Source organism: Arthrobacter sp. RAF14, assembly GCF_052114185.1.
Lineage (GTDB): Bacteria > Actinomycetota > Actinomycetes > Actinomycetales > Micrococcaceae > Arthrobacter_E.
Genome location: NZ_JBFREG010000005.1, coordinates 1 through 25,277, shown reverse-complemented (window position 1 = coordinate 25,277; position 25,277 = coordinate 1). Strand labels below are relative to the sequence as shown.

Annotated in this window: 24 protein-coding genes; 7 read left to right on the top strand and 17 right to left on the bottom strand. The window is 69.1% G+C overall.

Features of this window, described 5'->3' with window-relative positions; genetic code table 11:
• Positions 1-113: 113 nt before the first annotated feature.
• Positions 114-548 carry a DUF1003 domain-containing protein gene (locus AB4Y75_RS12395; RefSeq protein ID WP_441436191.1) on the top strand — a complete coding sequence of 145 codons (435 nt, stop codon included), beginning with the start codon at positions 114-116 and terminating at the stop codon, positions 546-548.
• A 22-nt stretch (positions 549-570) separates the two neighbouring features.
• Here AB4Y75_RS12395 and AB4Y75_RS12390 read toward each other — a convergent pair whose 3' ends face one another.
• From AB4Y75_RS12390 to AB4Y75_RS12380, 3 genes are all read right to left on the bottom strand, one after another.
• Positions 571-1,035 carry a phage tail protein gene (locus tag AB4Y75_RS12390; protein WP_441436190.1) on the bottom strand — a complete coding sequence of 155 codons (465 nt, stop codon included), beginning with the start codon at positions 1,033-1,035 and terminating at the stop codon, positions 571-573.
• Between the two features lie 110 nt (positions 1,036-1,145).
• Positions 1,146-2,672 (bottom strand): hypothetical protein, encoded by a 1,527-nt coding sequence (locus tag AB4Y75_RS12385; protein ID WP_441436189.1) that lies wholly within the window; start codon positions 2,670-2,672, stop codon positions 1,146-1,148.
• Positions 2,673-2,917: 245 nt separating this feature from the next.
• Positions 2,918-4,075 (bottom strand): SLC13 family permease, encoded by a 1,158-nt coding sequence (locus AB4Y75_RS12380; protein ID WP_441436188.1) that lies wholly within the window; start codon positions 4,073-4,075, stop codon positions 2,918-2,920.
• 60 nt (positions 4,076-4,135) lie between these two features.
• Between AB4Y75_RS12380 and AB4Y75_RS12375 the strand changes: the two genes are divergently transcribed.
• A complete protein-coding gene (locus AB4Y75_RS12375; RefSeq protein ID WP_441436187.1) occupies positions 4,136-4,762 on the top strand; it encodes a GNAT family N-acetyltransferase in 627 nt (208 codons plus the stop codon).
• Here AB4Y75_RS12375 and AB4Y75_RS12370 read toward each other — a convergent pair.
• Positions 4,725-5,387, bottom strand: coding sequence for a TetR/AcrR family transcriptional regulator (locus tag AB4Y75_RS12370; protein WP_441436186.1), 663 nt, complete (start codon positions 5,385-5,387; stop codon positions 4,725-4,727). The genes AB4Y75_RS12375 and AB4Y75_RS12370 overlap by 38 nt on opposite strands.
• A 187-nt stretch (positions 5,388-5,574) precedes the next feature.
• Here AB4Y75_RS12370 and AB4Y75_RS12365 point away from each other — a divergent pair, with 187 nt between their 5' ends.
• Together AB4Y75_RS12365 and AB4Y75_RS12360 are read left to right on the top strand one after the other, a co-directional pair.
• Entirely contained in the window at positions 5,575-7,032 is a 1,458-nt protein-coding gene (locus AB4Y75_RS12365) for a purine-cytosine permease family protein (protein WP_441436185.1), read from the top strand.
• Between the two features lie 114 nt (positions 7,033-7,146).
• Positions 7,147-8,235 carry an alcohol dehydrogenase catalytic domain-containing protein gene (locus AB4Y75_RS12360; RefSeq protein ID WP_441436184.1) on the top strand — a complete coding sequence of 363 codons (1,089 nt, stop codon included), beginning with the start codon at positions 7,147-7,149 and terminating at the stop codon, positions 8,233-8,235.
• A gap of 619 nt (positions 8,236-8,854) precedes the next feature.
• Here the strand turns inward: AB4Y75_RS12360 and AB4Y75_RS12355 are convergent.
• From AB4Y75_RS12355 to AB4Y75_RS12295, 13 genes are all read right to left on the bottom strand, one after another.
• The gene (locus tag AB4Y75_RS12355) at positions 8,855-9,856 is read right to left on the bottom strand and encodes a hypothetical protein (RefSeq protein ID WP_441436183.1); all 1,002 of its coding nucleotides are present in this window, start codon (positions 9,854-9,856) and stop codon (positions 8,855-8,857) included.
• 116 nt (positions 9,857-9,972) lie between these two features.
• A complete protein-coding gene (locus tag AB4Y75_RS12350) occupies positions 9,973-10,884 on the bottom strand; it encodes an ABC transporter substrate-binding protein (protein WP_441436182.1) in 912 nt (303 codons plus the stop codon).
• 34 nt (positions 10,885-10,918) lie between these two features.
• Positions 10,919-11,686: an ABC transporter permease gene (locus AB4Y75_RS12345; RefSeq protein WP_441436181.1), complete on the bottom strand. Its 768-nt coding sequence runs from the start codon at positions 11,684-11,686 to the stop codon at positions 10,919-10,921.
• Entirely contained in the window at positions 11,683-12,369 is a 687-nt protein-coding gene (locus AB4Y75_RS12340; protein WP_441436180.1) for an ABC transporter permease, read from the bottom strand. Before AB4Y75_RS12340 ends, AB4Y75_RS12345 begins: the two co-directional genes overlap by 4 nt.
• A 1-nt stretch (position 12,370) precedes the next feature.
• A complete protein-coding gene (locus tag AB4Y75_RS12335; RefSeq protein WP_441436179.1) occupies positions 12,371-13,252 on the bottom strand; it encodes an ABC transporter ATP-binding protein in 882 nt (293 codons plus the stop codon).
• A gap of 182 nt (positions 13,253-13,434) precedes the next feature.
• Positions 13,435-14,853, bottom strand: coding sequence for a dihydrolipoyl dehydrogenase family protein (locus tag AB4Y75_RS12330; protein ID WP_441436178.1), 1,419 nt, complete (start codon positions 14,851-14,853; stop codon positions 13,435-13,437).
• Between the two features lie 117 nt (positions 14,854-14,970).
• Positions 14,971-15,894 (bottom strand): hypothetical protein, encoded by a 924-nt coding sequence (locus AB4Y75_RS12325; RefSeq protein ID WP_441436177.1) that lies wholly within the window; start codon positions 15,892-15,894, stop codon positions 14,971-14,973.
• Positions 15,895-15,956: 62 nt separating this feature from the next.
• Positions 15,957-17,222, bottom strand: a complete 1,266-nt coding sequence (locus AB4Y75_RS12320) for an MFS transporter (RefSeq protein ID WP_441436176.1) — start codon at positions 17,220-17,222, stop codon at positions 15,957-15,959.
• Between the two features lie 118 nt (positions 17,223-17,340).
• On the bottom strand, positions 17,341-18,075 hold the full coding sequence (locus AB4Y75_RS12315; RefSeq protein WP_441436175.1) for a siderophore-interacting protein: 735 nt from the start codon (positions 18,073-18,075) through the stop codon (positions 17,341-17,343).
• 95 nt (positions 18,076-18,170) lie between these two features.
• Complete coding sequence (locus AB4Y75_RS12310) at positions 18,171-19,568, bottom strand: purine-cytosine permease family protein (RefSeq protein ID WP_441436174.1); 1,398 nt, start codon at positions 19,566-19,568, stop codon at positions 18,171-18,173.
• Positions 19,569-19,647: 79 nt separating this feature from the next.
• Positions 19,648-19,788 (bottom strand): hypothetical protein, encoded by a 141-nt coding sequence (locus tag AB4Y75_RS12305; protein WP_441436173.1) that lies wholly within the window; start codon positions 19,786-19,788, stop codon positions 19,648-19,650.
• Between the two features lie 55 nt (positions 19,789-19,843).
• The gene (locus AB4Y75_RS12300; protein WP_441436172.1) at positions 19,844-21,070 is read right to left on the bottom strand and encodes an MFS transporter; all 1,227 of its coding nucleotides are present in this window, start codon (positions 21,068-21,070) and stop codon (positions 19,844-19,846) included.
• 41 nt (positions 21,071-21,111) lie between these two features.
• Complete coding sequence (locus AB4Y75_RS12295; RefSeq protein WP_441436171.1) at positions 21,112-21,558, bottom strand: MarR family winged helix-turn-helix transcriptional regulator; 447 nt, start codon at positions 21,556-21,558, stop codon at positions 21,112-21,114.
• 214 nt (positions 21,559-21,772) lie between these two features.
• On the opposite strand from AB4Y75_RS12295, the gene cycA reads away from it, so the two are divergent.
• From cycA to AB4Y75_RS12280, 3 genes are all read left to right on the top strand, one after another.
• A complete protein-coding gene (gene cycA, locus AB4Y75_RS12290; RefSeq protein ID WP_441436170.1) occupies positions 21,773-23,227 on the top strand; it encodes a D-serine/D-alanine/glycine transporter in 1,455 nt (484 codons plus the stop codon).
• Between the two features lie 92 nt (positions 23,228-23,319).
• Entirely contained in the window at positions 23,320-24,999 is a 1,680-nt protein-coding gene (gene ptsP / locus AB4Y75_RS12285) for a phosphoenolpyruvate--protein phosphotransferase (protein ID WP_441436169.1), read from the top strand.
• A gap of 54 nt (positions 25,000-25,053) precedes the next feature.
• Positions 25,054-25,277 (top strand): HPr family phosphocarrier protein (locus tag AB4Y75_RS12280; protein ID WP_441436168.1); only part of this gene is annotated, 224 nt, incomplete at its 3' end.

Here is a 25,277-nt window from a genome sequence, read left to right as displayed (position 1 = left end):
GCCCCGGACGCACACATGTCACCCTCGTCCGCGATGGCCGCTCGACGTGATCGGAGCAGCCCGGGAAAGAAAACCGCCCTGCGAGGGCGCTCCCAACGGGAATACGCTGAATCATGGAGACAGAACGAAAAACGTGGCATGACAAACACCGTGCCTCGCTCACGCCGGGTGAGCGGGCAGCGGACTTCATGCGCAATGGGATGGGCAGTTGGCCGTTCGTGGTCGGCTTCCTGGTATTCATGATGACGTGGGCCGCCGTCAACAGCTGGGTTCTGGCATCCACTGCGTGGGATCCCTACCCCTACATCCTGCTCAACCTGTTCCTGTCCATGCTGGCCGGGCTACAGGGTGCCATCCTGCTGATAGCAGCCAAACGCCAGGACGCGATCGCCGCCGCCATGGCTCAGCACGACTTCGACACGAACGTCGAAGCCAAGCTCGAAATCGAGCAATTGATGAGGATCAACCAGGAGCAGCTTGAGATCCTGCAACAGCTTCAGTCCCTGTCGCCGTCGGCCGTTCCCCGCACCGCGCCCCCGGGGCCATGACTGACAGGAGAATCCGGAACGCTCAGTATTCGCCCTTGATCACGAAGTACGAACCGCGGATCTCCCCGGCCAGCTTCGACTTCTGGCGCGCGAACTTGAAGCGCGACGCCAGCTCCTCCGGGACCTCCATGCCCTGGGAGAGCTTGAAGCCCACGGCCCGTTTCCCGCCGTCCTCCAGCGCGTACATCACATTGAGGACCAGGCCGGATTCGTAGATGACGTAGTCCATGCGGATCCCGTCCACCTCGAAGGAGGAGACCTCCAGCGGCGTGGAGGCGATGACGATCTCCCGCTCCTCGCGCAGGATCCGGTTCACCCGGTCCAGCACCTCCGGAGCCTCGGAGGCCGGCTGGACGGTGAAGACGTGGTCGTACTTGTTCTTGAAGTACCTGGCCTCATTGGCCCTCAGGCCCGCGAGCGCGTCCACGACGGGCGAGGACTCCAGCCCGGCGGTGGAGACATTGACGAAATCCACGGCGTACGACATGGGACCTCCTGAGATCGGTTGACTACAGCAACCATAGCGAACCGGACCGACAAGCGATCCGGAGACGCCAGGGGCCCTCCGGCAGCGCCGGAGGGCCCCTGGTCCCGCGGTCACTGTTTGACGCAGTTCTCCGCGAAACGGTTGTCTTTGACGCACGGTTCGATGGCGACCATGAAGCGGGCGCCGAAGTCCGCCACGGTGCCGAGCGGACTCGCCAGCCAGCCGCCGCCCTCCTTCACCGCGACCAGCGGCGCGGTGTCCAGCCCGATGTTGCGCAGCAGTTCGACGTCCTTCAGGCAGCCGCCCCGCTTCTCGGCGTCGTCGAAACCACCCAGCGGCTTCATCCAGAGGCAGCTGTCGGCGATCTGGAAGGCTGCGCCACCGCCACCCCCGCTGCCGCTCTTGAGCTCCGCGGCGAGTTTGAGGTTGATGCGTGCGACGTCGCCGTCCACCGCAGCCTCGCCGCCGGCCTCCTGCACGGTGACCTGGAACTGGCGCAGCGAGCGGGAGACCGACGGATTGATCAGTGATCCACCGTAAATGGAGACGAGACGGCGCTCCGCGAGCGGCAGGGTCTCGGCGAACGGGGTGAGATCGGAGCCGCCGGAGTTGAGCGCGGCGGCCAGGCCGTCGAACATGCCCTTCGCGGCGGCCTCCGGGGTGTCGAAGCGCTTGGCGTCCACCACGCGGGCGCCACGGTCAGCCTTGCCGCCGTTCCGGCCCAGCATCTGACGGCCCAGTTCCGCTCCGGACATCATGGGGCTGATGTACCAATCGCCCTCCTTCACGGTGACCAGTCCGAACTGCGTCTGGGGCCCGAACTGCCGGTGCAGGGAATCCACATCGATCGTCAGGGGAAGCATGCGCTTGACCTGCTCCAGGGATTTCTCCTTCTGGCGCTGCAGTTCCTGCTTGATCTCCTCGTCGTCGGCGCCGGTGGCCTTCGCTTTGTCACGGGCTGCGGCTTCACCCGCCGTGGCCTGGAGGTCGGCGATCTTCTCGGCGTCGCCGTCGATCACGAGCCTGCCGCTGGTGATCTCGACGAACGTGACACCGTCTGCGATCTTCTCCTCCGTGAACGTCAAGGAATTCTCCTTGACGCTCAGGCTCTGGAAGGCGTCCTGGGTGCGCTTCATGGTGTCCAGGCCGCCGTTGGGCTTCAGCTTCGCCGCTTCCTGGGTGACCTGGGTGATGAACTTGGCTTCGCTGGGCGCCATGATCGAGGTCAGCTTGAGCAGGTCGTGAGAGCCGATGCCGTCGATCACGTTGGTGACGGCGGCCGTGGGCGTGGCGCCTCCGCCGGGTCCCCGGACGAGCGCCCAGAGGCCCACCCCACCGATCCCCAGCACGACGACGAGCGCCGCCACCAGCGCGATCACGAGCCCCGTGCGCCGCTTCCGGGGTGGCTGTGGCGCGTGATCGGGCAGCGGCGGCATGGCGGGCGCCTGGTCAGGAACGCCGTACGGCTGCGGCGCCGGGACGCCGAACGGTTCGGGCTGAAACCCGCTCACGGGTTCGGGCTGCCGGCCCGGTGCGGCGGCCTGGCCACCCTGATTCTGGGGCTGCCCGCCCGGCATGCCGGGCCGTCCGTCCTGATTCTGGGCAGCGCTGTCCGCTGCCGGATCATTCGGTGTCAAAGTCCTGCTCCGTTCATTCCTTGTCCCCCTGCCCGGAACTACCCGGTGTGCCGGAAATCCGGCCTCCGCCACTCGTCGGGCGGAGTCAGACACGCGACTCGCCGGGCGGTCCCGGATCTCCGGCGGACCTGCTCCTGGCGAGCGGCATCATCACAGTCTCACCGAGTATCCCGCAAGCAGGCAAGCCGGTCATGTCGCACGACAGGGCCGGGTCAGGATGCAGGACGGGGCGCCGGAACGGCGGCTCAGCCCCGTGTGAGCCAGAGGGCCAGCACCGAGGCGACCATCACCAGCGGCGCGGCGACCAGGCCCAGGCGGATGTACGCGCCCCAGCTGACACTGACACCCACCGTTTTCAGGCGGTCGTGCCACAGCAGCGTGGCCAGTGACGCCCACGGGGTCACGAGCGGCGCGGTGTTCACACCGATGAGCAGGCTTCCGAGCAGCTGGGGCGATGTGGCGAACGGTTCCAGGCCCAGATATGCCGGCAGATTGTTCACGGCGTTGGATCCGACGGCGCCGCTCCCGGCCATGGCCAGAAGCTGCGGCAGGCCGGACCCCTGACCGCCAAGGCCCGCCAGGACGCTCGTGACACCGAGCGAGTGCACGGACTGCACCACTAGGAAGAGGCCGCACACGAAGACGATCAGCGGCCCCGGGAACAGTCGCCAGCTCAGGGAGGCCCGGCGTCGGACGGCGAACACCACGAGCAGCACGAACGCCGCCCCGCACGCCGGGATCCACGGTTCCAGGCCGCTGGTCAGCAGCGGCAGCAGCACCGCCGTCACCCCGGCCGAGATCCAGAAGAGGACCTTGTCCTCGGGCGGCTTCACGGCCTCGGGGGTGAACGTCCCGCGCAGTTCCCGGCGGAACAGCAGGAAGATGAGAAGCGCCGGGAGCAGGCTGGCGACCAGGGCGGGCGCCCAGAGCAGCTGGAGGAACGCCCCGGCGCTGCCATCACCCAGGCGGTGAGTGGCGAGCAGATTGCTCAGATTGGACACCGGCAGCCACAGCGACGCCGTGTTGGCCAGCCAGACCGTGGTCAGGGCGAACGGGAACGGACGGAGCCCGGCATGGGATGCCAGGAGCACCACCACCGGCGTCAGGAGCACGGCCGTGGTGTCGATCGACAGGAACGCCGTGCACAGGATGGAGAGCAACACGATCAGCAGCCAGAGCAGCACCGTGCGGCCCCGCGCCAGGCCCGCCAGCAGGCCGGAGACGGCGCGGAACACCCCTGCGTCGGCCGCGAGTTCGGCCACCACGGTGATCCCCCCGGCGAACAGCAGCACCGGTAGCACCCGCTCACCCAAGGCGAGCGCCTCGGCGGCCGGGAGCACTCCGGTGAGCACCGCGATGCCGCCCAGGAGGAGGAGGCCGCAGCCGATCAGGAGAAGTCGCACCTTCTGATGGTACGGACCCAGGCTCTCGACAGGACACTCTCCCCAGGCCAGAGTGGATTCATGAGCACCGTGGACACTCACGCACCCCGGCCCGACGGCATCCGGACAGCCCCGGCGGAATGGGAGGAGGTGGAACGCCTCTTCTCCCTGGGCGGGGATGCGGCGGGCTGCTGGTGCCAGTGGTTCACCCTCCGGCCGGCCGAGTGGAAGAGCCACTCTCGGGAGGAACGCAAGGAGCTCCTCCACGGGCAGTTCCAGCAGGATGCCGTGCCCCCGGGGGTTCTGGCCTTCGCCGACGGCGAGGCGGTGGGCTGGGCCGCGGTGGCCCCGCGTCGCTGTTATCCCCGCGTGGAGCATCTGCAGCTCGTGCAGCGCTCCGACCGGGTCGCCCCGCCCGAGGACGGCGAGCACTGGGTGGTGAGCTGCTTCGTGGTGGCGCGGACACACCGCCGTCGCGGGGTGGCCCGCGCGCTGCTGGACGCGGCGGTCGCCTTCGCGGCCGAGCACGGGGCCGACTGGGTGGAAGGCTACCCGGTGGACACCGCCAGCCGGCCCAAGGCGACGTCCTCGGATCTGTTCCATGGGACGGTGGCGCTCTTCGAGCAGGCGGGCTTCGAGTCGGTGTACGACGGCGTGCCCGGCCGCGCGCTCATGCGTCGCCGGGCGCGGGAGAACCGGACGGCCTAGCCTCCGCCGCGCCTCTCGCCGCCAGGACCTCGATCCAGGCGACGGACGCCTGAACCGCCAGGCTGAGCCCCTCCACCACCCGTTCGGACGGCGTCGCGGCGGCGACCGCCGCGTGAAGCGCCGGCTGGCCAGCGGGGCTGGTGAGCCAGAGGGGGTCCGGCGAGACGGCGTCGGCCGCCGAACCGAACACCACGGCGTCGAGCATGGACACCACCGCGACACGCTGTCCGGCCGGCACGCCCGCTTCGACGAGCAGCGCGACCAGCGCCTCGTAGACCGCAAGCGTCGGCCGGTCATCCACCATGCGCCCCATCAGGAGCGGGATCGCGGCGGGATACTGGGCCACGGCCTCGCGGTAGGAGCGGATCCAGTGCTCCACTCGCTCCTGCCAGGGACGGTCCGCGTCCCGCAGCGCGTCGAGGCTGATCTTCCGGTAGAACCTCTCGCGGAGCGCGTTGATGATCTCGTCCCGGCCGCCGCTGAGGTGGTGATACAGCGACGAAGGGTTCACGCCCAGATGCTTGCCGATCCCCTGGATGGTGAAGTCGTGGTGGCGGTCGATCAGTTCCAGCGCCGCGTCCAGGATGATGTCGCGCGAGAGCAGGCGCGTGCGGGGTCTGGCCATGGTCCGAGTATTCCAGTCAGGCCGGGTTCAGCCCAAAACCAAATGCCATTTGATTAAAATGTGATCCAGGCCATACCATGGTGAAAACTTTCGTTGCCTGGAAGGCAACCCGTCCCGTCCGAACCGCCGTCATCCCCCTTCTCCCGGACCTCACGGCTCCGGGGATCCCTCCCCTCGAAGGAATGCCATGACCACCACCCCTTCCGAAAGCGGCAGCCCGGCCCGGCTCATCGAGGCCCGGTCCATCGACTGGGTCCCGGAGAGCGAACGCCACGGCAAACTCTGGCACCAGGGGCCGCTGTGGTTCCTCGGCAACTTCCAGTACTTCTCCATCCCCATCGGCTTCATCGGCCCGTCCATGGGCCTCTCCCTCGGATGGACCGTGGTGGCCAGCGTCCTGGGAATCGCCGTCGGGACGGTCTTCATGGCCTTCCACGCCTCCCAGGGCCCCACCATGGGTCTGCCTCAGCTGATCCAGTCCCGGGCGCAGTTCGGCTACCGCGGCGTGGTGGTCCCCCTGATCGCCACCCTCTTCACATACATCGCCTTCAACGTGGCGGACACGGTGCTGCTGAGCGAAGGCCTGAACAGCTCCTTCGGCTGGAACCCCACCCTGATCGCCATCCTGGCGACGGTGGCGGGCGCCGGACTGGCGATCTTCGGCCACGACTGGCTGCACAAGGCCTTCCGGGTCCTGCTGTACGTCTCGCTCCCCGTCATGACCGTCCTCACGATCGGCGTCATCAGCGGTGGGGCCGGCGGGTCCTGGGATTCCTCGCACTACGGCTTCACCTGGGTCGCCTTCATGGCGCAGTTCGCGGCCTGCGCCGCGTACAACATCACCTACGCCCCGTACGTCTCGGACTACTCGCGGTACCTCCCCACGAACACCCCGGCCCGGTCCGTGATCGCCGCCGTCTTCTTCGGCGCCTCCTCCTCGGCCATCTGGCTGATCTCGCTGGGCGCCTGGCTGTCGATCGCCCTGGGGGCCACCGACGGCCTGGCCGGGCTCCAGACCGCAGGCAACACGATCTTCCCGAACCTCGGGAACGTGGCGGCGCTGCTCTCCGCACTCGCCCTGACGGCCACCATGGGCATGAACGCCTACGGCGGGATGCTCACCGTCCTCACCACGGTCGACTCGATCCGTCCGATCAAACCGAAGACCACCGCCCGCGTGATCACCGTCCTCGGGCTCGCGGTGCTCTGGTACCTGGTCGCCTCGTCCATCAGCTCCGGTTCCGTGGCCACCGTCTTCTCGGCCCTGACCCTGATGCTCTACATCCTGGTCCCGTGGACGGCCACCAATCTGATCGACTTCTTCGTGGTGCGCCGTGGGCATTACGCGATCGCGGATCTGTTCACCCCGAAAGGCATCTACGGCGCCTGGGGCTGGCGCGGCCTGACCGCCTTCGCCATCGGCCTCCTGAGCGAGATCCCCTTCATGGTGCTGCCCACCATCGGCGACTGGAGCTTCGTGGGGCCGGTGGCCTCGGCGCTGGGCGACGTCGACATCGCGTGGCTGGTCGGCCTCGCGACGACATCCGTGGCCTACTGGCTGCTGGGCCGCAGCCTCGACCTCGCGGCGGAGGAGAAGGAACGGCACCGCAGCGAGGAACAGCTGTCCGGGCAGGGTTCCGAATAGCAGGGTTCCGCGCAGCCGGTTGTTCCAGGCAGCCGGTTGTTCCAGGCCGCCGAGCACTTCAGCAGCTGAGTTTTTCAGCGAGTCCATCAGCATCGTTCCGATCAGGAGATCACCATGACCGAAGCCACCACCTTCCGCGCCGGGCGCGGCGTCTCGCAGGAGCCCCTCACCGTGGCGGCCCCCGGACCCGGACAGGTCCGGGTGGGCATCCGCGCCACCGGCGTCTGCCACTCGGATCTGCACATCGTCAACGGCGACTGGCCCGCGGAGCAACCCCTGGTCCTGGGTCACGAGGCCGCCGGGGTGGTCGAGGAGACGGGCCCCGGCGTCACCTCCGTGCAGCCCGGGGACCATGTGGTGCTGTCCTGGTTCGCCCCCTGTGGCCGCTGCACCAATTGCGCGGCCGGCCGGGGATGGCTGTGCACCGGAACCACCGCCCTGTCCAACACCCTTCCGGACGGCTCGACCGCGTTCCGGGACGCCGACGGCGAGCCGCTGTGGCCCTACCTCGGACTCGGCACCTTCACCCCGACGGTCGTCGTGCCCGAGTCGGCCGCGGTCAAGGTCGACGAACGGCTGCCCTTCACGGTCGGCGCGCTGCTCGGCTGTTCGGTGACCACCGGTGTGGGCGCCGTGCTGAACACCGCCCGGGTGCCCGCCGGAGCGTCCGCCGTCGTGATCGGCTGCGGCGGCGTCGGGCTGTCCGTGGTGATGGGGCTCCGGCTGGCGGGTGCGGACCCGATCATCGCCGTCGACCTCTCCGAGGAGAAACGCGCCAAGGCCCGGGAGCTGGGGGCCACGGTCACCCTGGACCCGCGCGAGACGGACCTGACCGGTTACGTCGCGGACCACTTCGGCGGAGTGGATTTCGCGTTCGAGGCGATCGGGAACGAGAAGGTCATCGAGACTCTTCCCGGGCTGCTGGCTCCCGGCGGCGCGGCCGTGCTGGTCGGCATGACCCGGATCGGCGCCCGGGCCAGCATCGACCCCTTCGACCTGGCGGACCAGGGCAAGAGCATCCTGGGCTGCAACTACGGGTCAAGCGTGGCGCAGGTGGACATCCCCCGCCTGGCACGCCTTCACCTCGCCGGACTGCTGCCCCTGGAGCAGCTGATCGACCGGGTCCGGCCCCTCTCCGAAGCACCCGACGCGCTGGAGGATCTGGCCGCCGGGACCGGGCTGCGGTCGGTCCTGACCCCGTAAACGGGCTCAACGGACCGGGCCCACGCCTCAGGCGGCCCGCGCCGCCTCCCACCAGCGCAGGCGATGGGGATCAAGTATCTCGGCGACCCAAGCAAGGCCACGTGGACGGCGGCATTCTTCGGTCAATTATGAGGCTCGAAAGAAACCCATTGCCCAACATTTCTCAAGTCGCAATTTCATATCAGACGTGACAAGGTCACATGCTTCAAAATGCCCACAGCGCTGTCTTATACCGGAAGTAGGTCGGCGGTCTCTCCGGTGCCGATAAGTCGGTGAATGGAGGAACCAGATGCTCAAAGCATGGAATAGGTTCAGTGTTCCGATTCGAGTCTGCGCGGTCATCACGCTGGCCTTGGTACTCGCGGGGGTCGCAATCTTGATGACCACCCTGCTCTCCACCGAACACGGTTCGGGATCATTTGATGCAGGAATGGCAGCATCTCGGTGGGTCCTGCAAGGTGGCGCACTCCTCGGCCTGTTGACCCTCCTCTGCATCCTGATCAGGAAGCCCAAGAAGCACCCGTAGGCCGGGCTAGAACGGCAGAGGGTCGAGACCCAGGAATGGGTCTCGACCCCCTGCCGGGTTCTGCGGCCAGGCTCTACGGACCGGGGCCGCTCCTCAGGCGCGCTGCCCCGCGTCCCACCAGCGCAGGACCCGCAGCGCCCGGAGCGTGACCCAGCGGGACGGGAGACCGGCGCCGTCGTCGAGGGTGAACCAGACCCTCCCCCGGAGTTCCTCGCTCAGGAGCCACCGCCCGTCGTCCTGACGGCGGTTCCGCAGATGCTCGATCACCGGAGCGATCCGCGGGTCCGGCGCCGTCCCGTCCAGGAGGGACGCGGCCCGCAGGTGGTCTGCGGCGCGGAGCACGTCGTAACGCCACCGCCAGGGATACCGGAGCTCCAGGTAGCCGGGGTCGGCTGGCTCGCCGGTGGTCCGCCGCCGGAAGAGGCCACGCTCCAGGAGATACTCCTCGCCGTCGTGACGGACCCGGCGGGTCTCCGGCGTCCCCTGACCGGACCGCTCCAGTTCCAGGAGGGCTTCGAGCACGTTGATCGTGGTGTCGAAGGAGGCGCGCACGGAGCCGTTCTCGCGCTCACAGTTCCAGCCGCCGTCGGGCTGCTGTTCGGCGAGCATCCACTCGACGAGGGCGGGAAGTGCGAGTCCGAAATAGACGCCGTCCGCGAGCGTCCTGGCGTTGATGCAGGTGTCCACTTCGCCGTCCCAGAACCGCTGGCCGTCATGGTCCCAGCGGGAGTTCCGGCCCACGAGTTCCACGATCTCCCGGATCCGCGGGGTGGAGGGGTCCAGACCGAACTCGCGCAGCTGCGTGAGGCTGTACGTGGTGGCGGTCCAGGGCTGCCCCTCCGCCTTCCAGTCCGCCCGGGTGAAGCCCTCGGGTACGAAGGACCCGCCGGCCCATTGGCCGTCCTCCCCGGCCAGAGCGAGGAGCCTGGCTCCGGCGCCCTCGGTCGCGATCCGCGCCCGTTCGGCCTCCCACACCGACTCGGGCGCGTCCAGGAGATCGCGCTGGACCTGCCAGCGCAGTGCGGGGTCACCGCTCAGGAGCCAGTCGATGACCCGCCGGTCCCGGTCCGGGCTCCCACCGTGCCGTGCCGTCATGGCCCGACCGTCCTCTCCACAGACCCGCTTCTCCACAGACCCGCTGCCGCGGGCATCAGCACATCTCGATGGCGGGGACGCTCCACCCCCTGCACGGAGCGTCCCCGCCGAATCAGCTAGCTCAGGCCCTTGTCCTTGAGCCAGGCCGTGGCGATCTCGGCCGGCTGGCGCTTGTCCACCGTGCTCTGAACGTTGAGCTTCACCAGTTCCTCGGTGGTCAGCTTCGCGCTGATGGCGTTGATCGTCTTGGAGATCTTGCCCGAGACGGCCTCGCTCGCGATCGGCACCACGTTGGAGGACAGGATCATGTTCTTCGGATCCTTGAGCGTGACCAGGTCGCCCTTCTCGAAGGCCGGATCCGCTGAGTAGATGTCCGCCACCTGTACCGTGCCGGCGCGCAGCGCGTCCAGGGTGGTGGGACCGGTGGCGGAGAAGGCGAGATCCACGCCGTACTGGGTCTTCGCGGCAGCGGGGCCGTACGGACGCTTCTCGAACTCCGGAGCGCCGCCGATCGTGACCTTGCCCTGCACCTTGCTCAGGTCCCCGATGGTCTGGAGGCCGTACTTGTCGGCGGTCGCCTTGGTCACCGTGTAGGTGTCCTGGTCCGCGGCCTGGGCGTAGTCGAGCGCCACGAGACCCTTGGGCAGGGCCTTCTTCAACTCGGCGTACACGTCGGCAGGGCTGGTCGAGGCGGCCTTGCCCTGCAGGAACTCCAGGAGGTTTCCGGTGTACTCGGGGAACAGGCTGATCGCCCCGGACTTCACGTCACCCATGTAGGCGTCGCGCTGACCGATGTTGAAACGGCGTTCCACCTTCTGGCCGTCTTTTTCGAGGCCCTGGGCGTAGATCTCGGCGATGATCTCGTTCGAGTAGTACGCCTGTGACCCGACCACGATCTTGTCCCCGGAGCCGCCTCCCGCGGTGCTGGGCTGATCCAGCGGATTGCTGGAACCGCAGGCGCTGAGAGCGAGGGTGACGGCGAGCGCGGCGCCGGCGGCGGCGATCCTGGCGATGCGAGCAGTGAACATGGTGGTTCCTCTCTTCACTTCCTCACGCGGAGTTTCACTCTGCGTGCTGTCTGGACGCGGCTGGGGTGTTCAGCCGGACGCGGGATGCGGTGCGACGGCGCGCACGGGGTTCGGCCTCCTGGCGCCCGCCGCCGGACGCGCGGACCCCGGCGGGGACGGCGGCGCGCTGGGCCAGGGCGAACAGGAGATCGACGATCAGGGCGAGGACCGCCACCAGCAGGGCGCCGGCCAGGACCTGATCGAAACGGCGCAGCGGGATGCCCTGGATGATGGGCCAGCCAAGGCCGCCCAGATTGACGTAGGCGGCGATCGTGACGGTGGCGATGACCTGGAGTGTGGCGGCACGCAGACCGCCGATGAGCAAGGGCAGTCCGAGCCGGAACTCCACCTTCCAGAACACCTGCCATGGGGTCATGCCCATGGCCTTGGCCGCGTCGATCACTCGGCGGTCGATCGCCTCGATCCCGGTGTACGCGCCGGCCAGCAGGGATGGGATGCCGAGCAGCACGAACGTCACCAGGGCGGCCGCCGGGACCTGCAGCACCCCGAACAGCAGCACCAGCAGGATGAGGAGACCGAAGGACGGGATCGCCCGGGCGGCGCCGGAGATCGCGACGGCCACCTCGCGGCCGCGGCCCGTGTGGCCGATGAGCCAGCCGGCCGGAACGGCGACGACGGCGGCGATCAGCACGGAAAGCACCGTGTACAGGAGGTGCTGGCCGAGGAGGGTGGGCAGCGCGTAGGTGCCGGTCCACTGCTCGGGATCGGTCAGCCAACGGACCGCATCGGCGAAGAGGTTCATGCGGAGACCTCCGCCCGCTCCACGGTCCGCGAGCGCTTCGCCCGGCCGTTCGTGGCACGCTGCCAGGGCATGAGCAGGCGCCCGAGGAGCACCAGGACCACGTCCACGAGCACCGCCAGGATCACCACCGCCGCGACTCCGGCGAACACCTCTTCGATGAGCCGGCGGTCCAGCCCGTTGGTGAAGAGATAGCCCAGATTGGTGACCCCGATCAGGGTTCCCACCGTGGCCAAGGCGATGGTGCTCACGGCCGCCACCCGCACCCCGGCGAGGATGACAGGAGCGGCCAGAGGCAGTTCCACCGTCCAGAACCGCCGGGCCGGGGCGTACCCCATGGCCGTGGCGGCGCGCCTGACGTCCGGGTCCACGGCGTCGAGCCCGTCCGCCACCGAACGGACCAGGATGGCCACGGCGTAGATGGTCAGTGCCGTCACGAGGTTGGCCTCATTCGTGGCCGGGTAGCCGAAGAGCGCCGGCAGCAGGATCAGCAGCGCGAGCGACGGGATCGTGTAGAGCAGCCCGGTCAGCAGGATGACGGGCCCGCGGACCAACCGGTACCGCCAGGCGAAACGCCCCAGCGGGACCGCCACCACGATGCCCAGGACGAGCGCGATGACGCTCTGCCGCAGATGCACCACGGTCAGATTGAAGATCAGCCCCAGGTTGTCGAGGATCCAGGTCACGTCAGCCGCCGGCCCCGTCCGCCGGCGCCACTGACGGCACGACGCCGTCCAGGGCACCAGGCTCCACCGCGTCCGCGATCAGAGCACCCTGGGCGCGCCCCGTGGCGTCGACCACCACGGTGCCTTCGGGGGTCTCCACCAGCCGCAGGGCGCGCTTGCCCCGGTCCGCGCCGATGAAAGCCGCCACGAAGTCGTCCGCCGGGTTCGCGATGATCTCCTCCGGGGTGCCTTCCTGAACGATCTGCGCACCGGCTCCGAGGATCACGATCCGGTCCCCGAGCAGGAACGCCTCATCGATGTCATGGGTCACGAACACCACGGTCTTGCCGAGTTCGGATTGCAGGCGCAGCAGCTCCTGCTGGAGTTCGGCACGGACGATCGGGTCCACGGCGCCGAACGGCTCGTCCATGAGCAGGATGTTGGGGTCCGCCGCGAGACCACGGGCCACGCCCACCCTCTGCTGCTGTCCGCCGGAGAGCTGGCTCGGGTAACGGTCCGCCAGATTCCGGGCGAGGCCCACGGTGTCCAGCATCTCCCGGGCCCGGGCGTGCGCGTCCGCACGGGACGCCCCGTTGAGCCGCATGACGGTGGCGACGTTGCCCAGCACCGTGAAGTGGGGCATCAGACCGGAGTTCTGCATCACGTAGCCGATGCCGCGCCGCAGAGCCACCGGGTCACGGTCCAGGACGCTCTCCCCGTCGATCTCCACGCTTCCCGCACTGGGTTCCACCATGCGGTTGATCATGCGGAGCAGCGTGGTCTTGCCCGATCCGGAGGAACCGACGAGCACGGTGGTCTGACGGGGAGGGATGACGAGATTGAAACCGTCCACGGCGAGCGTGCCGTCGGGGAAGGTCTTGGAGACGGAGCGGAATTCGATCATCGTCCGGCACGCTCCCCGCCCCGGGCGCCTGCGGGAGCGCCGCCCCGGGCCTCAGCCACGCTGCGGGCGGACCCGTGCCCGCGCGGGGCGCTGTTTCCTGCGGATTCGGTGTGCATGATCTTCCTTCTCCCGTGTCGTTCCGACACTACGGTGAGCCTCTGACACTATTCGGAGCGGCCCGCTCAGGCGGATTGCCGCCCGTACGACTCGAGCAGGCGGAGCCAGACCTCGCTCAGGGTGGGGTAGGTCGGAACGGCGTGCCAGAGTCGCTTCACGGGCACCTCGCCCACCACCGCGACGGCGGCGGCGTGGATCAGCTCGGCCACGTCCGGCCCCACCAGGGTCACCCCGAGGAGCACCCCGCGGTCCTCGTCTACCACTATGCGGGCACGCCCGCTGTAGCCGTCCTCGTGCAGGGACGCTCCGGCCACCGAGGAGAACTCCGCGTCCACGGCCCGGACACGACGCCCGGCCTCACGGGCCTCCGCCTCGGTGAGTCCCACGGCGGCGACCTCCGGCTCGGAGAAGATCACCTGCGGCACCGCGGCGTGATCCGCCGTGGCGGCGTGCCGGCCCCAGGCGCCGTCGTCGACCGCTTCGCCTCGTGCGCGGGCGGCGATGACGTCCCCTGCGGCACGCGCCTGGTACTTGCCCTGGTGGGTGAGGAGCACCCGGCCGTTCACGTCGCCCACGGCGTAGAGCCAGTCGATCCCGGGCACGCGCAGGGTGTCGTCCACCGTGACCGGGGCTCCCGGTTCCAGCCCGACCGTCTCCAGGCCCACGTCGGCGCTGCGCGGCTTCCGGCCCGTGGCCACGAGGATCTCCGCGGCGCGCACGTCACCGCCGTCGGTGCGGACGGTCACGCCGGCCTGGTCGCGCTCCACGGACAGAGTCTTCACCCCGGTGCGGACGTCGACGCCGAGGTCCTTCAGACCGTCGGCCACCAGTTCACCGGCGAACGGCTCCACCGAGCCGAGCAGCCCGCTCCGCGCGAGCAGCGTGACGTCGGAGCCCAGGGCGGCGTACGCCGTCGCCATCTCGACGGCCACCACGCCGCCGCCCACCACCACGAGGGACTCCGGCACCTCCTGAGCGCTGGTGGCCTCGCGACTGGTCCAGGGTTTCGCCTCGCGCAGGCCGGGGATCCCGGGGACCGCGGCGTCCGAGCCGGTGCTCAGCACGACGGCGTGACGGGCCGTGAGCGTGCGCTCCTCGCCGTCCGGCGTCGTGACGGTGACCTGCCGCTCGCCACTGAGCCGCCCGTGTCCGCGGACCAGGTCGATCCCGGCCGAGTCCAGCCAGGACACCTGCCCGTCGTCCTCCCAATGGCTCGTGAAGGAGTCGCGCCGGTCCAGAACGGCGCGCACCTCGAGGTCGCCCGTGACGGCTTCGGCACTGCCCGGCACCTTCCGGGCGGCGCGCAGCGCCTGCGGGGACCGGAGCAGGGCCTTCGACGGCATGCAGGCCCAATAGGAACACTCTCCCCCGACCAGCTCGCTCTCCACGATCACCGCCGTGAGGCCACCTTGGACGGCGCGGTCCGCCACGTTCTCACCGACGGGACCCCCGCCCAACACGATCAGGTCATACTCGTCACTCATGCGCAGCGCCGCCTCCCCGGTTCGCGTGGTCCTTCCACTCAAGCCGATCGGCTCACCGCACGTCAACCACCCATGACGAAACCGCAGTTCAGAGGCCCCTTCCGGCGCCTTCGGGGCTCACTTCCGGCGCTTGAGCCGGCGGAACTCCTTGCTCCATTCCTGATGCGCGTCCCGCTCCACGGACCGCGGCTTCGGCGCCACCCGCCCGGGACGGGTGCGCGGCAGGGCCTTCCACCCGGCGTCGAGCACCAGGAGAGCCCGCTCGGTGAGGGCCGCATTGCGCAGCTGCAGGGCCGTGCCCTTCCGGCGGAGGACCTCGGTGAGGGTTTCGTCGGCGTCCTTCAGCCGGCCGCTCTGACGCTGGGCCCGGGCCCGGAGCAGCAGGAGGGCCGCGCTCAGCTCGTCCGCGTTCCGGGCGCCCTCGCTGAGGCGGATGACGGATTCGAAATCTTCGTGCAGGCTCGCGAGCTGGGCGAGGGCGAGCGCCTTCGCCGGTGAATGCGGCACCTGCTCCAGCTCGACGACGGCGGCCTCCAGTTCGCCGACCTCCCGGAGGGCGTGGGCGGCAGCGTAGTGCAGGGCCTCGTCGGAGTAGAGGATGCGGGCCGCGATCCCGTCACTGAGCTCGACCTCCACCATCAGACCCAGCAGGTGGCGCTGCATGAAGCGGTGAGCGGAGTCGTCCACCAGGGTCTCCTGACCGCGGCGCAGCAGCTCCACGGCCTGCGGATACTGCCTTCCCTGATAGGCCCGCAGCCCGGCCAGCACATAGCAGAGCCCGGCGAAGCCGCTGTGGCTGCGGGCCAGGAGGATGAGCCGCTCGGGTCCGCCGCCCATCGTGATCTCGGCGTGCAGGGCCTTGGCGAACTTGCCGGAGAAGCCCTGGAGCCGGCCCGGCCCTTCGCGGAACGCGAAGCGGTTCACAGGATCCAGGCCACGCCCCGCCCTGATCCGTTCGCCCAGCCCTCCCGCGATCTTCCGCACGGAGACCTGGACCACCACCCCCACGAACGGGGTGATCTCCCGGGTCTCGCGGTGCACGGGCATCCCGCCGCCCACCGGATGCGGAGGGAGGCCCCTGGAAGGACGGGGGTCCGGCACGGCTAGTCCACTCCTTTGATCCGCACCACGAACACCGCCCCGAGCAGCCCGATCACGGCGGCGGCGACGTAGAGGGAGAGGTACCCGCCCCAGAGGGTGACGAACGGCCAGGCGATGGCCGGCGCGATCACCTGCGGCAGGGAGTTGGCGATGTTGATGACTCCCAGGTCCTTGCCGCGCTCCTCGGCGTGGGGCAGGACCTGGGTGATGAGCGCGAAGTCGACGGCCAGGTACGCGCCGAAGCCGATGCCGAGCACCGCGGCCCCCACGAGACCGCCGGCCCAGGTGGGGGAGAACGCGAGGATCAGGGCGGAGACGGCGATGATGGCGGAGGAGATGATGACGAGCGGCTTGCGCCGGCCCATCCGGTCGCTGATCCGGCCGCCGATCACGCTGGTGATGATCACGAAGATCGCGTACAGCCCGGTCAGGATGAGCACGCCGGTCTCCGCGGGGATGCCCTCCGTCTCCTGCAGGCGCACGGCGTCGGTGAGGAAGAAGAGCAGGTACAGCGTGATCATGTGATTGCCGATGTTCACGAGCAGTCGCGTGATCCAGGCCCAGCGGAAGTCCGCGGAGGACAGCGGCGTGATGAAGCCCTTCAGGAACCTCCCCCAGTTCAGGGGCGGCACGGCCTCGCGTGGGAGGGGCGCGTCCCCGGAACGGAATGCGAACAGCAGCACCCCGAGCACCAGGGCCAGAGCGGCCAGTCCGTAGCCGAGCCACAGATTGCCGCTGACCACGGCCGCGATCACGGCGCCGAGCAGGATGCCGGCCGTCTGACCCATCGCCGCGAGCCCGCCCACCGTGGCGCGCTGCTCCGTGGGCACCTTGTCCGGAATGGCCGCGGTGATGGCCGCGTAGGCGCCGTTGCATCCGGCCTGCACCAGGCACCAGGCCAGGGTCATGAGGGCCACGTTCGGCACTCCGGCGAGGGCCACCAGGGCCAGGGCCCCGATCACCGCACCGCCCACCACCCAGGGGACGCGCCGCCCGAACCGGCCGGTGGTCCGGTCGCTGAAAGCCCCGAAGACGGGGTTGGCCACGAGGGACACCGCCGCGCCGCAGCCGGTCACCAGGGCGAGGATGCCTTCCTTCTGTCCCGGGTCCAGCTGAGCGGCCTGCAGTCCAAGCAGGACCTGGAGCGGGGCGAAGAAGGCCGCGTTGATCCCCAGGTTGACCAGGACCACACCCGTGATCCACACCGGGCTCACGTCGCGCGTGGGCTCCTGGGCCACGCCCGAGGGTCCGTGCTGGGCGATTGACATGCCGTGCTCCTCATCCCCTGGAGGCCGGGTCCCGTGTCCTGCACGCGGGCCCGCCGTGCCTCATCCTATGCCGAGCGGAGGCGTGGGCCCAGGCCGTGGAGGGGTCAGTGCGAAAGGCTCACGCCCGCCAGTACCCCAGGGCGTCCACCCGGTCACGGGCCATTCTGTGGGTTCCCCGGAGCTCCTTGTTCAGGAGACGGAAGCTGGAGGTCTCGCAGGCGATCCAGACGAAGTCCTGCTCCGGGTCCAGCGCCTGTTCGCCGGACGCCCAGGCCGCGCTGACCTCGTTCACGAACCGCTGCCCGCCGTCTTCCCGGGGGACCCAGCGCAGCTGGTCCTGGGGGCGCAGACGGAGGGGGATGCCGCCGTCGCTGTCGTGCTGGCGCTCCAGGAAGACGACGGCGGGCGTCTCGCCCAGCGTGTCCAGCAGGGTGTTGAGGCCCGGGATCGCGGCGGCGTCGCCGATCGCGTAGACGCGCCGGGGCGCGGTGCCCGGGAGCTGGAACCTGCTGCCCTGGATGGTGACGTCCACGACGTCGCCCGGGGCGGCGTCGCGCGCCCAGTCGGCGGCCGGGCCCCGGTGCATGGCGAATTCAAGGCTGAAGGTGCCCGCCGTCAGGTCAGGGCCCACCAGGGTGTAGGCCCGCTGATGGCCGCGGCCTCCGCCGGGGAACCAGACGCGGATCCAGGCGGTGGGGTGGGTTCCGCTGGCCTCCAGGAGGTCCTTGCCGGTGAAGTCCACACGGAGGTAGTCCTCCGTGACCCAGCGGCTGCCCGTGACCTGGACCCGGAAGTCCTTGGCGCCGAAAGCCTTGAGGACCACGCCCTCCCAGCCGTGTTTCGTCAGGGCCATGTGTTCTCCGCCGTCCGTCGCGCGGCGCCTCCGGAACGCTCCGGTGGGCCGCTGGGGTTTCAGGCCCCTCGATTCATGTGCGGAATTAGGATAGCTTAACCTTCCCTATTCGCATCCGCGGAGCGCTTCGCCGCCGTCGCCCACGGCCAGTACACCGCGGCGGTCACCACGATGCCCACGATCCAGGAGATGTCCGTCCCGCCCAGGTAGGCGGTGAGGGGTCCGGTGTAGAGCGCCTGGGAGAGGAACGGGATCTGAACCAGGATGCCCACGGCGTAGGACACCAGGGCCACCACGTTCCAGCGGCCGTAGCGGCCGTCCGGGTCGTACAGCGCAGCGACGTCCACGCGGTGACCGGAGATCTTGTAGTAGTCGATGAGGTTGATGACCGACCACGGGGTGAAGACCATGAGCAGCAGCAGGATGAAGTTCTTGAAGAGGTTCAGGAAGTCGGCCGAGGCCACCAGCGCCACGATCACACTGAGCGCGATCACCACCAGGACGGACACCGCGCGCACCACGGGGCGGACCGTGTTCCGGCGGGTGAAAGCCGTGGAGATCGTGGCGGAGCACATGAAGGAGCCGTAGGCGTTGAGGCAGTTCACCGTCAGCTTGCCCGTGACGATCATGATGTAGACGCCCAGGGCGAGCAGCCCGCCGCCCGCCAGGTCACCCATGTACCCCACCTGGTTTTTGAGGAAGCTGCCGCCCAGCCCGGCCGCGGACAGCCCGCCGGCCAGGGCACCCAGCGTCATGGCCCACTGCGCCCCGATCGTGGACCCGGCGAAGGTGCACCAGAACGTCTTCTTCGCGCTGGTCTCCTCCGGCAGGTAGCGGGAGTAGTCGGCGACGTACGGGCCGAAGGTCAGCTGCCAGCCCGCCGCGACGGAGACCGCGATCAGGAAGGTGCTGAGCTCGAACGGCTTGGTGAACAGGACCTGGGAGATGTCGTAGCGGGTCAGGATGACCACGGTCAGGAAGGCGAAGCCCGCCAGGCCGAGCACGGTCGCCACACGCCCCAGGACGTGGATGTACCGGTAGCCCATGATCGCGAGGACGGCCGTCAGCGCGCCGAACACGATGATGCCGACGGCCCGGTTGTCAGAGCCGATGATGAGGTTGATGGCCTGCCCGGACAGCACCGTGCCGGTGGCCGCGAATCCGATGTACATCAGGATCACGAACACCAGCGGGATGATCGCGCCGTACACCCCGAACTGCGCGCGGCTGGAGATCATCTGGGGCAGTCCCAGGCTGGGGCCCTGCGCCGAGTGCAGCGCCATGACCGCGCCGCCCAGGAGATTGCCGACCAGCAGGCCGATGATGGCCCAGAACGCATCGGCCCCGAACACCACGGCCAGAGCTCCGTCCACGATCGCCGTGATCTGGGCGTTGGCCCCGAACCAGAGGGTGAACTGGCTCCACGGGCTGCCGTGGCGCTCCCCGCTGGGGACCCTGTCGATGGATCGGATCTCGAGTGTGGCTGCCGCCATGGTCACGCTCCCGGGTGAGTTTCCTGCGCTCTGGTCTTCCGCTCCATTGCACTCCGGCCGCACGGCACTGTGAACCGGATCACGCGCGAAGCTGTCCGGCATCCCGGACAACGGTCGACGACGGCGAGGGGTGCGGCGACGGCGACCGGCCCGCCGCCACCACGCCCGCCGTCGTCACGCCGCCCACCCCCGCGAAACGCCAGTAGGCGCCCTTATTCACGGGGAATACGGGCGCCTACTGGCGGTTCGCGAAGGATAACGGGAGGCGGAGAGCCTCAGACGATGTGCGGCTCGTGGGCGTTGAGGTACTTCCGGCCCGTGAAGATGGCCACCAGGGACAGGACCATGATCACGGCGGCGAAGAAGAACGGCACCTGAGCGCCGAAGTGTTCGCCGAGCTGCGCGGCGATGAACGGCGCCAGCGCGCCTCCCATCCAGCGCACGAAGTTGTACCCGGCGGACGCCACCGGGCGCGGCGAATCGGACACCTCCATGGCCAGCTCGGTGAACAGGGTGTTGTTGATGCCGAGCAGCGCGCCGGAGACGATCACGAGCACCACCACGGTGGGCACGGAGTGCGCCAGGGCGGCCAGGCCGAGCCCCACCAGCACCAGCAGCAGGCCGGTCAGCGCCATCATCACGCTGCGCGTGGTGCCGAAGCGGCGCTGCATGATCGGAGCCACGAAGATGGAGAAGATCGCCAGGGCGACGCCCCAGCCGAAGAACACGGCGCCGATGCCATAGGCGTCCATGTGCAGGATGAACGGGGTGAACGCCAGGATGGTGAAGAAGCCGAAGTTGTAGAACAGGCCGGCCAGGGCGGTGGTGCGCAGACCCGCGTGGCCGAGGGCCAGGATCGGATCCCGCAGGCGGACCTTCTGCGCGGGCTTGGGCAGCGTGGGCAGCATGAAGAAGAGGGCGATGAACGCCGCGGCCATGAGGAACGCGGTGCCGAAGAACGGGGCACGCCACTGCCAGCCGCCCAGCAGGGCGCCCAGGAGCGGGCCGAGCGAGATGCCCAGGCCCAGCGCGGCCTCATAGAGGATGATCGCCACGCCGGAGCCACCGCTGGCGACACCCACGATCACCGCGAGCGCGGTCGCGACGAAGAGCGCGTTGCCGAGTCCCCAGCCGGCGCGGAAGCCCACGAGCTGTTCCACGGAGCCGGACAGGCCGGAGAGGGAGGCGAACACCGCGATCAGGCCCAGCCCGATCAGCAGCGTCTTCTTCCCGCCGATCCGCGAGGAGACGAAGCCGGTGATGAGCATGGCGACGGCGGTCACCAGGAAGTAGCTCGTGAAGAGCAGAGAGACCTGGCTGGGGCTGGCCTGCAGGTTCTCCGCGATCGCCGGGAGGATGGGGTCCACCAGGCCGATCCCCATAAAGGAGAACACGGCCGCCAGGGCGGTGGCCCAGACGGCCTTCGGCTGGCGGAAGAAGGACGCCTTCTCCTCTTCCAGGACTTCTTGACTCTCGTGGATGGTCTCATCCAGCTGGTTCATTACTCGCTTCTCTCCTGTGGGCGGGTTCCGGCGGTCACCGGTCACTCGCCACGCAAACGTTCGTAAATACTGGTCAGAACAGGAATGGCGGACTCCAGAGCCGCCCGCTCGCGCGGCTCCATCCCTTCGATCACGGCGGCGACGGCGCGGTTGCGGCGCAGGTTGACGCGGGTCACTGCGTCCCAGCCGTCATCCGTGAGCCGGACGACGACGGCGCGCGAGTCCTCGGGATCGCTTTCGCGCCGCACGTAGCCGCGGCCTTCCAGCCGGGTGATCTGCTCCGTCGCGGTGGGTGCGCGCACGCCCAGGTTGCGGGCGATGTCGCTGACCCTGGCGCCGCCGTCGGACAGCAGCGTGAGAAGGCTCAGTTGCGAGCCGGTCAGCTCGGTCTCCCCGACATCCAGGCGGCGCGTGACGTAGACCGCCTGACGGAGGGCCTCCCGGAAAGTCCGGGCCAGCTCCAGAGCGGCATCTGATTCGCTGTTCATACTTAGGCATCCTAACAGTTAGGTTCCCTAAGTTCAAGGGTGGATGCGTCCGGAGGCACTCCGGCCCGCGACCTGCCCGCTTCGACATATCGGCGCGCAGAGACTGAAAGCATTCGACAACTGTCCCCATCGGAGAAATCCCCTTCGCGCTAGGCTATGAGCGGCAAAATGTCAGCCAGGTCACATCCAGGCACTGCGAACGAGAGGGCCCCGCATGATCAATCCGCAACCGGCCACCACAGTCACCCGGACTCCCGGAACCACGCCCTCAGGCGACGGCGAACCACACCTCGCCCGGGCGCTGAGCAACCGGCACATCCAGCTGCTGGCCATCGGCGGCGCCATCGGCACCGGCCTCTTCATGGGCAGCGGCAAGACCATCTCCGTCGCCGGCCCGTCCGTCATCTTCGTGTACATGATCATCGGCTTCATGCTGTTCTTCGTCATGCGCGCCATGGGCGAACTGCTGCTCTCCAACCTCAACTACAAGTCGTTCAGCGACTTCGCCGGCGATCTCCTGGGCCCGTGGGCCGGGTTCTTCACCGGATGGACCTACTGGTTCTGCTGGGTCGTCACCGGAGTGGCCGACGTGATCGCGATCGCCGGCTACGCGGAGACGCTCATCCCCGGCATCCCCCTGTGGATCCCCGGCGTGCTCACGATCCTCATCCTGCTGGCACTGAACCTGCCCACGGTGAAGGCCTTCGGTGAGACCGAGTTCTGGTTCGCGCTCATCAAGATCGTCGCGATCGTGGCGCTGATCGTCACGGGCCTGGTCATGATCTTCACGGGCTTCCAGTCCCCGGCCGGCCAGGCGAGCTTCACCAATCTGTGGAGCCACGGCGGCTTCTTCCCCCGTGAGTTCATGGGCTTCGTGGCCGGCTTCCAGATCGCCGTCTTCGCCTTCGTGGGCATCGAGCTGGTGGGCACCGCGGCCGCCGAGACCAAGAACCCGGAGCACAACCTGCCCAAGGCCATCAACGCCATCCCCGTGCGCGTGATGCTCTTCTACGTGGGCGCCCTCATCATCCTCATGTCCGTCACCCCCTGGACCGAGTTCAAGGCCGGGCACAGCCCCTTCATCGGCATGTTCTCCCTGGCGGGCCTCGGCATCGCCGCCACCGTGGTGAACCTCGTGGTCCTGACCTCCGCCATGTCCAGCGCCAACTCCGGCATCTACTCCACCTCGCGCATGGTGTTCGGCCTGGCCCGCGACGGCGACGCCCCGGCGGTCTTCGGCAAGCTCTCCCGCCGGAAGGTTCCCCAGAACGCCCTGTTCCTCTCCTGCGTGCTGCTGCTCGCCGGCGTCGTGCTGCTCTACGCGGGCAAGGACATCGGCGCCGCGTTCGACATGGTCACCACGGTCTCCGCGGTCTGCTTCATGTTCGTCTGGAGCATCATCCTGCTGAGCTACCTGGTCTACCGGAAGAAGCGCCCCGAACTGGCCGCGGCCTCCAAGTACAAGATGCCCGGCGGCGTCGCGATGGTGTACGTGGTCTTCGCGTTCTTCCTGTTCCTGATCTGGGCGCTGACCACTCAGCCGGACACGCTCATCGCCCTCCTGGTGACGCCGATCTGGTTCGTGATCCTGGTGATCGCCTGGCTCCTGATCCGCCGATCGCCCCATCACCTGGCACGTCATGAGGCGTGGAAACAAAGTATGAAGTAGCGTCTTTTAGTGGGCGGGCCTGAGGCCCGCCCACTAGTATTTCGACAGTGTTGCCAGCACAAGATCCGTGTGAGTCGATCGGAGTTTTCACCATGGGGTTCCAGGGAGTCGGAGTCAATCCGGGCCGCGTCATCGCTACCGTCAAGCACATGCCGGAGCCGTTGGCGGAGCCTCAGACCGGGGAGACTCTGCCGCCGGGCGCGGATCCCGCGGAGGTGATCGCGGGCCTGAAGGCAGCCGCCCTGGCGGTGCACGACGAACTCCGTGACCGCGCCTCACGGGCCGGCGAGGACGGCAAGGCCGTGCTCGAGGCGACCGCCCTGATGGCCAAGGACACCATGCTCCTCAAGGCCGCCGGCAAGCTGATCACCGCCGGCACCGGCGCCGAGCGGGCCGTGTGGGAGGCCGCCGAAGGCGTCGCCGCACAGTTCAAGGCCCTGGGCGGCTACATGGCCGAGCGGGCCACGGACGTCCTGGATGTGCGCGCCCGCCTGGTCGCGCAGCTGCGCGGCGTCCCCGCCCCCGGCATCCCGGCCTCGGCCACCCCGTTCATCCTGGTGGCGGAGGACCTGGCCCCGGCCGACACCGCCACCCTGGACACTTCAGTGGTCCTGGCCCTCGCCACCTCCGGCGGTGGACCCCAGTCCCACACGGCCATCATCGCCCGCTCGCTGGGCCTGCCGGCCGTGGTCGCGGCCGAGGGGATCGACGAGATCCCGGAGGGCACCGAAGTGTACGTCGACGGCGCGGCCGGACTGATCGTCCCGGAGCCCGGGGACGAGGAGCGGGAAGCGGCCGCGAAGTGGGCCAGCAGCGCCGCGACCCTGGCCACCTTCGACGGCTCCGGCACGACGGCGGACGGCCACCTGGTGCCGCTGCTCGCCAATGTGGGCAACGCCAAGGACGCCGAGGCCGCCGCGGCTCTCGGCGCGCAGGGTGTGGGCCTGTTCCGCACCGAATTCTGTTTCCTGGAGCGCGACACCGAGCCGTCCGTGAACGAGCAGGCCGACGCCTACCGGGCCGTTTTCGCCGCCTTCCCGGGCCAGAAGGTCGTGGTCCGGACCCTGGACGCGGGCGCGGACAAGCCCCTGCCGTTCCTCACCGACACCACCGAACCGAACCCGGCCCTGGGCGTGCGCGGCTACCGCACCGACTGGACCACCCCGGGAGTGCTGGAGCGCCAGCTCTCCGCGATCGCCGTCGCCGCCGTGGACACCGACGCCGAGGTCTGGGTCATGGCGCCCATGATCGCCACCCAGCCCGAGGCCGCGCACTTCGCCTCGCTCTGCGCCGCCGTGGGCCTGAAGACCCCCGGCGTCATGGTCGAGGTCCCCTCGGCGGCCCTGACCGCGCGCACCGTGCTCAAGGACGTGGCCTTCGCCTCCCTGGGCACGAATGACCTGACCCAGTACACGATGGCCGCGGACCGCATGCTCGGACCGCTCGCCGGGCTCAACGACCCGTGGCAGCCCGCCGTTCTCCGACTGGTCCAGCTGACCGTCGAGGGCGCCAAGGCCGCTGGCGACAAGGCCGTGGGCGTCTGCGGTGAGTCCGCCGCGGACCCGGCACTCGCCGTCGTGCTCACCGGTCTGGGCGTGAACACGCTCTCCATGACCGCGCGGTCGCTGGCCGCCGTCGGCACAGTGCTCAAGAGCGTGACACTGGCCGAGGCCCAGGAGCTCGCCGCACTGGCCCTGAACGCCGCCACCGCGCCGGAGGGCCGCGCCGCCGTCCGCGCCCGGCTGCCGATCCTGGACGACCTCGGTCTCTAGCAGTCCCTGGGATTCCACCCGAACCTCACCGATCACCATCTGAAGGAGAACCCCATGCCCGAACGCACCGCAGTCGTCGCCAGCGCCTCCGGCCTGCACGCCCGTCCCGCCGCGATCTTCGCCGAGGCAGCAGCCGAGCTGGACGTCGAGGTCACGATCGCCCTGGACGGCACCCCCGAAGACGAGGCCATGGACGCCTCGAGCATCCTGTCCCTGATGACCCTGGGCGCCGGCAACGGCGACACCGTGATCCTGCGCGCCGAAGGCCCCGGAGCAGA